At 61.1% G+C, this 8,643-nt stretch carries 8 protein-coding genes and 1 tRNA gene; 1 reads left to right on the forward strand and 8 read right to left on the reverse strand.

Annotation, left to right across the window (positions count from 1 at the left end; genetic code table 11):
- Positions 1 to 2 precede the first annotated feature (2 nt).
- The 8 genes from DXD48_RS02180 to asnB all read right to left on the reverse strand — a co-directional run bounded on the left by DXD48_RS02180 (position 3) and on the right by asnB (position 7,939).
- Positions 3 to 299 (reverse strand): Veg family protein, encoded by a 297-nt coding sequence (locus tag DXD48_RS02180; RefSeq protein ID WP_006234957.1) that lies wholly within the window; start codon positions 297 to 299, stop codon positions 3 to 5.
- A gap of 114 nt (positions 300 to 413) precedes the next feature.
- Positions 414 to 860: a D-aminoacyl-tRNA deacylase gene (dtd, locus tag DXD48_RS02185; RefSeq protein WP_117563802.1), complete on the reverse strand. Its 447-nt coding sequence runs from the start codon at positions 858 to 860 to the stop codon at positions 414 to 416.
- A gap of 3 nt (positions 861 to 863) precedes the next feature.
- A complete protein-coding gene (gene rdgB, locus DXD48_RS02190; RefSeq protein WP_117563803.1) occupies positions 864 to 1,505 on the reverse strand; it encodes an RdgB/HAM1 family non-canonical purine NTP pyrophosphatase in 642 nt (213 codons plus the stop codon).
- 143 nt (positions 1,506 to 1,648) lie between these two features.
- Positions 1,649 to 2,374 carry a ribonuclease PH gene (gene rph / locus DXD48_RS02195; RefSeq protein WP_117563804.1) on the reverse strand — a complete coding sequence of 242 codons (726 nt, stop codon included), beginning with the start codon at positions 2,372 to 2,374 and terminating at the stop codon, positions 1,649 to 1,651.
- A 54-nt stretch (positions 2,375 to 2,428) separates the two neighbouring features.
- Complete coding sequence (murI, locus tag DXD48_RS02200) at positions 2,429 to 3,313, reverse strand: glutamate racemase (protein ID WP_117563805.1); 885 nt, start codon at positions 3,311 to 3,313, stop codon at positions 2,429 to 2,431.
- A 51-nt stretch (positions 3,314 to 3,364) separates the two neighbouring features.
- Positions 3,365 to 4,276, reverse strand: coding sequence for an HAD family hydrolase (locus tag DXD48_RS02205; RefSeq protein ID WP_117563806.1), 912 nt, complete (start codon positions 4,274 to 4,276; stop codon positions 3,365 to 3,367).
- A gap of 107 nt (positions 4,277 to 4,383) precedes the next feature.
- Positions 4,384 to 5,946 (reverse strand): Mur ligase family protein, encoded by a 1,563-nt coding sequence (locus DXD48_RS02210; protein WP_117563807.1) that lies wholly within the window; start codon positions 5,944 to 5,946, stop codon positions 4,384 to 4,386.
- Between the two features lie 112 nt (positions 5,947 to 6,058).
- The gene (gene asnB, locus DXD48_RS02215; protein ID WP_117563808.1) at positions 6,059 to 7,939 is read right to left on the reverse strand and encodes an asparagine synthase (glutamine-hydrolyzing); all 1,881 of its coding nucleotides are present in this window, start codon (positions 7,937 to 7,939) and stop codon (positions 6,059 to 6,061) included.
- Positions 7,940 to 8,126: 187 nt separating this feature from the next.
- Between asnB and DXD48_RS02220 the strand changes: the two genes are divergently transcribed.
- Positions 8,127 to 8,202 (forward strand) — tRNA-Val (locus DXD48_RS02220).
- Positions 8,203 to 8,643 lie beyond the last annotated feature (441 nt).

The following is an 8,643-nucleotide window of genomic DNA, read 5'->3' on the forward strand; positions in this document are numbered from 1 at the left end:
CGCTAGTGCTCCTCGAGCTGATTGCCGAGCGGGGTAAAGATATGCTCGCCGCTCTCGGGGTCGAACAGCTCGACCTGACCGGTGAGGACATCGATATACTGGTAGGACTGACGCGACTTGCGGCCGCGGCGCTCGTCAACCTCGACGATAAAGACTGCCGGATGGACGCTCTTGATGGTGCCCATGCGCTCGACGACGCGGGTGCGGCCCATGTTGGCCTTCACCTTAACGCGATCGCCCACCATATCGGTCAGCTTCTCGTGGATGTCGTCGACGTGATTGACTTCCATCTCTTCCATGAACAGGGCCTCCAGAAGATGCAATTCAAAAAGGGGATAATACCCCTAAGATAGACAAAACTCTAATACTATAGCACCCTGTTGCGACCACGCGCAAGTAGCTAATTTGGCTACTTACAGATTGTCGGTATCGAGGACGATGGTGAACGGACCGTCGTTGACCAAGTCGACTTTCATATCGGCGCCAAAGATGCCGTGCGCCACGTGTTCGACATCTTTGCGAACGAGCGTCAAGAAGTACTCGTAGAGCTCGTTGGCAACATCGGGGGCGCCGGCATCGGTAAACGATGGGCGGCGGCCGTGACGGCAATCGGCGAACAGCGTGAACTGCGACACTACGAGAACCTCGCCGTCGACATCGGCAAGTGCCAGGTTGGTCTTGCCGTTCTCGTCCTCGTTAATGCGCAAGCCGCGGAGCTTGCCCCACAGCTTATCAGCCTCGGCGCGCGTGTCGCCGTGGCCCACGCCCAACAGCACCAGATAGCCGCGCCCAATTTTGCCCACGTACTCGCCGTCGACCGTCACGCCGGCGTTGAGCACGCGCTGAACCACCGCACGCACGGCCTACTCCTCGCCCGTCAGTTTGGCGGATAGGTGCTCGAGCGCATGGAATCGATGGCTGATGGCGTTCTTCTCGTCCGCCGTGAGCTCGGCCATAGTCTTGCCCGGCGTATCGACCGGCAGGAACAGCGGGTCGTAGCCAAAGCCGTGATCGCCGCGGCCCTCGTGCGCGATAACGCCCTCACAGGCGCCCTCGCCATAGGTGACCAGGCCGTCCGTATCGATGAGCGCAACGACGCTCATAAAGCGCGCGGTGCGGTCCTCGTCTGCCACGCCTTCCAGATTCACGAGCAGCTTGGCATTGTTGGCGGCATCGTCGCCGTGAACGCCCGCGTAGCGCGCGCTATACACACCGGGCTCACCGTCCAGCGCGTCGACGACCAGGCCCGAATCGTCGGCAATGGCCATGAGCCCCGTCTCTTCGACGGCAACCTGCGCCTTGATGATGGCGTTCTCCAAAAACGTCGTGCCGTTTTCCTCGGGGTCCTCAAATTCGCCCAGCTGGCCGAGCGCCACAAAGCGCACCTCGGGCATGACCTTGCCCAAAATGGCCTCGATCTCGGTGAGCTTATGGGCGTTGCCCGTTGCCACGACAATGGTCGCCGCCGGGTCGAGGGTGTCGATGTCGATCTTCTCAAGTGCCATGAGTGGTCTCCTTGTCTCTATAGCAATGCCGCGCCGAGGGCGACGAGGGCCTCCGCCTCTCCCCTCTCAATCAACGGCAGTCTTATACTTCGACGTTTTCCCAGATAAAACCTGCCAAAATAAACCTGTCCCTTTTTGGCAGGTTAGGCGATGGCTTGGCGCTGAAGCTCGATGAGCTCGGCGATGCCTTTGTCGCCCAAGTCGAGCAGGGCGTTGAGGCGCTTACGGTCAAAGGGCGCCTGCTCGCCAGTGCCCTGGAGCTCGATCATCTCACCGGTGTCGGTGGCGACGAGGTTCATGTCGACTTCGGCATGGCTGTCCTCGGAATAATCGAGGTCAAGCAGCGTATTGCCGTCGACAACGCCCATGGAGATGGCGGCCACCTGGCCGGTAAGCGGGATGCGCTCGATCTTGCCCGCCTCGACCCACATGGCGAGGGCGTCGTGCAGTGCCACCCAGGCGCCGGTAATGCTCGCCGTACGCGTACCGCCATCGGCCTGAATCACATCGCAGTCGACGGTGACGGTGTACTCGCCGAGCGCTTTCATGTTGACGACGGTACGCAGGCTGCGGCCAATGAGGCGCTCGATCTCCATGGAGCGGCCCTTGCGGTTGGCGTGTTCGCGCTTGCAGCGCTTGCCGGTCGACGTCGGCAGCATGGCGTATTCCGCGGTCACCCAGCCGGCCTTAGCTCCCTTTCGCCAGCCCGGCACGCCCTCCTCGATGGTGGCGGCGCACAGCACGCGCGTGTCGCCGAACTCGGCCAAGCACGAACCGTGGGCGTGCTTCATGACGCCACGGGTGAGCTTAACGGGACGCAACTCGTTGGCGGCGCGGCCGTTGGCGCGGTTGACCTGCATGTACTCCATAGAAATATCCTTTCGGCAAAAGATGTGGCGAAGGCTTTGGCGGCTGCCTTACATCTATTCCAGCTCATCGATATCGATATGTTCGATGCTCTTGAGCGGCTGACCAAAGATAAAGCTGCCCGCCACCGCAAACTCGGCAATGTTATCGGCCGTCGTGGCAAAACGATGCTGCGGCTCGGCGGCGTCACCCGCCAGCTGCTCGCGGCGCGTGAGGATATCGGTCAGCTCTCGTGTGGTCTCCTCGGCGGAACTCACGACGCGCACCCCAGACCCCAGCGCATGGCGGATAGGTCCCACCAACAGCGGAAAATGCGTACAGCCGAGCACCACGGTATCGATACCGTGGTCGCGCAGTGGCTCAACCGTGGCACCCACCAGCGCACGCACGGCAGGCGTATCGAAGATGTCCTCGTTCTCAAGCCACTGCTCTTGCAGATGCGCACCCGAGGCGAGCTCGTGTTCGACAACCTCGACAAAGCTCGAGGCGGGGCAGCCGTATACGTCGACGCCGGCATCTAGATCCTGAATGGCGCGCGTGTAAGCGCCCGAGCGAATGGTGAGGTTGGTGGCGAGCACGCCCACGCGACGCGAACGGGTGCTGTTGATTGCCGCACGGGCACCCGGCGCGATCACGCCGATCACGGGAACGTCGAGCACCTGCTGGGCCAGACGTAAGGCCGCAGCTGTCGCCGTGTTGCAGGCGATGACCATAATCTTGACGTCGTGCTTCGACAGCCAACGGCCCGCCTGCAACGCAAACGAGCGCACCTCATCCTCGGTGCGCGTGCCGTAGGGGCAGCGTTTGGTGTCGCCGAAGTAGTAGACGGACTCGTGCGGCAGCGCCGTCGCGATGGCGCGCGCAACCGTCAGACCGCCCAGGCCAGAATCGAACACACCGATCGGGCGCGTGTCGCCTGCCGGATTCTCGATATCGGACATTACCTCACCAGTCTCTCTCGAAAAGACATATCCAAGTGCGGCGACGCCGCGCTACGAACGCGCCGCGACCAGCAGCTCTGCCGTCGCCGCCCAACCGTCGACAATTTTGCCGCGCGTAACGAAAGCGTTCTCGCAAGCAGCCAGGAACTCGGGCGCGCCGGCGCTCGTCAGGCCATTCTCGACCAGACAGAACGTGCCCACGTGATCGGCCATGTAGAAGTCGGACTCGGAGTCGCCGAGCGCGAGCGTCTCCTCGCGCTCGATCCCCAGGTGCTCGCAGAAGCGCGCAATGGCGACGCCTTTGTTGAGACCCGCGGGGTTGATGTTGAACGCGCGACCGTCCTCGACGCGATCGAGCTCGAGCGTCGTCGGCTTGGACAGATGCGTCAGGTGACCGTTACAGGCCCACACCAGGCCGCAGCCGGCCTCGTCGAGGATGGCCTGGACCTCATCGTCGGGCACATCGCCGCGCATGCCGACGGTGACCTCGCGGTACTTGTAGCCGGTCGACATGTCGTTGTGATACTCGATCTTGTGCGGCCAGCGGGCGAGGATCTTCTCGCACACGCCGGTCTGCTCGATCACCTGGTGCGGAGTAAGGCCGCAAACGGGGTCGTAAGGCATGTCGCCAGTCAGATACTCCCAATCGTTGGCTTTGAGGTCGTACATGACCAGGCCGCCCATCTCACCAATGTAAGAGTTGAGGCCGAGCACGCGCGCGTCCTCGTGGATCATGGTACGGTTGCGGCCCGAGGTGGGAACCACCTGAATACCAGCGCGGGCAAGTGCCACGACGGCCTCGACGAGTTTGGTCGAGGGGTTGCCGTCGTTGTCGCACAGCACGCACGAGCCGGGTGCGAGCATCGTGGCATCCAGGTCGGTAAAGACGTACTTGACCTTGGCCAAGCGCTCGCGCATCTCGCCCGAAAGCTCGGCAACGGTCGGCAGGGTGTTGTGGGACATGGTTACTCCGTTTACGTAGAAGGGTTTGGACTTGGACGGCATGTTTTGATTGAGGGAACACGCTTATGGCGACAGCGCACTCAGGGCGCCGCCGCCATCATGGTTCATTAGTCAAACTGGGTAACATCGATCAGGCGATTGGCCAACGAAAGGTCGCTCTCGATAGGCACGAACTCGTCACCCACGTGCATGAGCTCCTCGTCACCCTTTGCCAGCAGCAAGACAATGGTGGGAGCATTGGGGCTGACGTACTCCTCGCGCGCCGCCTTGAACGCCGCATGCACAGCGGCTTCGCGATCGAGGATGATCTCGTTCGGCGTATCGTCGGGAACATGCTCGGCAAGCTCGCGACAGACCTTCATCGGGTCCTCGTGAGCCGGGTCCTCGTTGGCAAAGATCATCAGGTCGGAATATGGTGCGGCCTCGCGCGGAAGCTGCTCGCGGCGCTCCTGCGCCTTGCCGCCGGCAGCGCCAAACACTGCAATGACTGGACTAGTGGGAAACGCGCGCTTGACCGACGAGAAAAGCGAACGGAACGAAAGCTGGTTGTGCGCATAGTCAACGACGCAGATCACGCGGCCGTCCTTCGACTCCACGACCTCCATACGGCCCGGCACACGCAGTTTGGAGAGGCCCTTCTTGATGGCATCGATACCGATGCCGATCTCGTGCGCAGCGGCGATAGCGACCAGCGCGTTTTCCACGTTAAAGTCGCCCGCGATGCCCAGCAGGACCTTCTCCCCCGCCTCGGACTCGTCGGCACACAGGCCATGCAGGTTAAACTCGATGTTAAAGCCGACCATGCGCACATCGCTCGCCCACAGGCTTGCCTCGGGATGCTCGACGCCAACGGTCACCAAGCGCTCGGCCGTCGACGCTGCCTCCAACACACGGTCAACCTCTTCGGTGCCCAGATTCACCACGGCGGTCTTCGCCTGGTCAAAGATCCTGAGTTTGCTCTCAAAATAATCCTCAAACGTGGGGTGTTCGATCGGCGAGATGTGGTCACGGCCGATGTTGAGGAAGCACGCCACGTCAAACGGCAGATTCTCGACGCGTTGGTACTTGAGTGCCTGGCTCGAGACCTCCATGACCATGGACTGGCGACCGGACTCACGGCAGTTGGCGATATGGCGCCAGACCTCGGGGGCCTCGGGCGTAGTATTGGTGCTCTCGTAGCACTCGATGCCATCGTCGGTACTCACCGAGCCGATCATGCCGCAGGACTCGCCCGCCGCTTTGATAATCGACTGGAGCATAAAAGCGGCCGTGGTCTTTCCCTTGGTGCCGGTGATGCCCACGATCTTGACGTCGTGGTCGGGACGGTCGTAGACCTCCGGCGGCAACAGGGCCATGGCCGTGCGAACGCTATCAACAACCAGCATCGCAGCACCGCTCTCCTGCGCCAGCGGCTCCAGAGACTCGACCAGCGACTCCTCGCACACAAATGCGACGGCGCCCGCATCGAGCGCCATGCTCAAAAACGCGGGCTTAAAGGCAACACCTTTGCAAAAGAACACGTCACCTGCCGAGACCGCACGCGAATCAAACGAGCAGCCGGTCACGGCACGCTCGTCAACCTGCTCTGATGCGCGCAGCTCGCCGCACACATCGAGAAGCTTGGCAAGCGTATCGACCGTGGTCACGGTCGCGGAATCCGAATGGTGCATCTTTCGCCTTTCTCAGCCATTTGGCAGGGACGGTTTTTATAGTAACTGAAACGCACCCACGCAAAAACGGCTCCCGGAGGAGCCGTTACGCGCAGGCGTTCGTAAGCCGAGGCTAGGCAGCCTGAACAGCGGGCTGGTCCTCGTCGATAAAGAAGCGCTTGTACCACACCAGGAACACGAGCGGCGTATAGATCTTGCGCTGGAAATCGCCCTTGCCCGCAAAGTGCAGATCGAGCAGGTGCATGAGCTCGTCGGTATCGAAGAACTCGCTTGCCCACGGCGCGGTGAAGTACTCCTTGACATAGTCGTACCACTTTTGCTCGCGCAGCCAGTAGACAATGGGCACCGGGAAGCCCACCTTGGGACGGGTGGCCCACTCATCAGGCAGCGACTTGTTGGCAGCGTGGCGGAGTACTTGTTTGTTGCCGTTCTCGTTGATGCGGTAGCGGTCGGGAATGTGCTCGGCGAACTCCATGACTTTGCGGTCCAGGAAGGGCACGCGCAGCTCCAGCGAGTGCGCCATGCACATCTTGTCGGCCTTGAGCAGAATGTCGCCCGGGAGCCACATGTTCATGTCCAGGTACTGCTTCTTGACCAGCTCGGGCTGACCCTTCACGCGCGCATAGATGGGAGCGGCAAGCTCGAAGGCGCCATCGCCGGTGTTGTACTCGGGCTTGAGCACGCCGTCGACCTCGCGCTCCGGCCATACCAGAGCCTGTCCCAGGAACGACTTCTCGGGGATCTCGGCACCCTTGACCAGGAAGTTATGTCCCTTGAAGTACGGCATATGCAACGCCAGGTTACCGAGCGCGCGACGGATGGGCAGCGGCACCATCTTTTTGTACTTGCGGACTGGGACCGTGTCCTCGTAGTAGGCGTAGCCGCCAAAGAGCTCGTCGGCGCCTTCGCCCGAAAGCACGACGGTGACGTCCTTGCGGGCCATCTCGGCCAAGAACCACAGCGGCACGGAAGACAGGTTGGACTGCGGCTCGTCCATGTGATACTGGATGTCCTCGAGCGCACCGAAGAACTCGTCGGCGGTAATCATCTTGCGAACGTTTTCGACGCCGAGCTTATCGGAAAGCTCCTTGGCGTAGTTAGTCTCGTTGAAATTCTTGTAATCGAAGCCCACCGAGAAGGTCTTGTCGGGCATGAGGCAAGCGGCGATGTAGCTGGAGTCGACGCCGCCGGAGAGGAACGACGCGACCTTGACGTCGGCGATGCGATGGGCCTCGACGCTCTCGTGCACGACCTCGTCCAGCTCGTCGACGTACTCCTCGAACGGCTTCTCGACGGCAGAGTAATCGCAATCCCAGTAGCGCTCGATGTTCATCTTGCCGGTCGGGATATCGACGGTAAAGTAATGCGCCGGCGGCAGCTTGTAGACACCCTCGAAGAAGGTCTCCTCGGTTGCCGAATACTGCAGCGTCATGTACGGACGCAGGGCCTTTTTGTTGACCGCCTTGTGGAAGTGCGGGTAGTCCAGGAAGCTCTTGATCTCGGAACCGAAGAGCACGCCCGGAGCGCCGTCGCCCGCATCGGCCATGGGATAGTAGTAGAGCGGCTTGATGCCAAAGATATCGCGGGCGCCAAAAAGCTTATTCTTCTTCTTGTCCCAGATGACGAAGGCGTACATACCGCGCAAGCGATCGAGTACTGCCTCGCCCCACTCCTCGTAGCCGTGCAGGAGGCTCTCGGTGTCGGCGCCGCAGTGGAACTTGTAGCCCTTGGCCTCGAGCTCGGAACGGAGTTCTTGGAAGTTGTAGATCTCGCCGTTGAAGACAATGACGACGCTACCGTCCTCATTGGCCATGGGCTGAGCGCCGGCCTCGGTCAGGTCGAGGATCGACAAGCGGCGGAAGCCGAGGGCAACGCGGCCGTCGATAAACTGGCCGCCCATGTCGGGACCACGATGGACGATGCGGTCCATCATCTTGGTGAGCACCTCGGATTGGTTATCCGTCCCACCGACAAAACCGACAAAACCGCACATATACTATCCCCTCTGCTGTTGCTGGGTATCAAATCGAATCAGTAGCTTTTGAGTATACCCGAGGGCGTAAAGAGGGGCGGAATGTTCAGGCAATCTCAACTGAATCAGCTCCGCGCCGACACGCGCCGGTTACCTTTAATGGATATGAGATGAATGAGGCGATTGTTTTGCTATACTCTCTCCGCACGGGCGATTGGCGCAACGGTTAGCGCAGGTGCTTTACACGCACAAGGCTGGGGGTTCGAATCCCTCATCGCCCACCATTGAATTGGAAACGGTCCTCGCAAGGGGACCGTTTTTGTTTGGGCCCAGCGCATGGGATTCGAACCCGACAGGGTGCGAAGCTGAGGAAACGCGAAGCGTTTTCCAGCGCAGCACGCGAGGGCCGCAGGCCCGAAGCGAAAACGGGCGGCGTCAGCCGCACGCGACATCCCTCATCGCCCACCACTGATTTGATAGGCTCCCAGCTATGGGGGCCTTTCTTTTTTGGGCCCATCGCGGGGGGATTCGAACCCGCAAGGGTGCGGAGCTGAGGAAACGCGAAGCGTTTTCCAGCGCAGCACGCGAGAAGCGGAGCGACGAAGCGAGAGCGGGCGGCGTCAGCCGCACGCGACATCCCTCATCGCCCACCACTGATTTGATAGGCTCCCAGCAATGGGAGCCTTTCTTTTTTGGGCCCATTTCATGGGATTCGAACCCGCCAG

Origin of the sequence: Collinsella sp. TM05-37, from assembly GCF_003436455.1 — a bacterium.
In the GTDB taxonomy this organism is placed as follows: Bacteria; Actinomycetota; Coriobacteriia; order Coriobacteriales; family Coriobacteriaceae; genus Collinsella.

Bases quoted from the DNA above. Each gene is read 5' to 3' on its own strand.
- DXD48_RS02180 (WP_006234957.1), bottom strand. From the start codon at position 299: ATGGAAGAGATGGAAGTCAATCACGTCGACGACATCCACGAGAAGCTG.
- rdgB (WP_117563803.1), bottom strand. From the start codon at position 1,505: ATGGCACTTGAGAAGATCGACATCGACACCCTCGACCCGGCGGCGACC.
- rph (WP_117563804.1), bottom strand. From the start codon at position 2,374: ATGGAGTACATGCAGGTCAACCGCGCCAACGGCCGCGCCGCCAACGAG.
- murI (WP_117563805.1), bottom strand. From the start codon at position 3,313: ATGTCCGATATCGAGAATCCGGCAGGCGACACGCGCCCGATCGGTGTG.
- DXD48_RS02205 (WP_117563806.1), bottom strand. From the start codon at position 4,276: ATGTCCCACAACACCCTGCCGACCGTTGCCGAGCTTTCGGGCGAGATG.
- DXD48_RS02210 (WP_117563807.1), bottom strand. From the start codon at position 5,946: ATGCACCATTCGGATTCCGCGACCGTGACCACGGTCGATACGCTTGCC.
- asnB (WP_117563808.1), bottom strand. From the start codon at position 7,939: ATGTGCGGTTTTGTCGGTTTTGTCGGTGGGACGGATAACCAATCCGAG.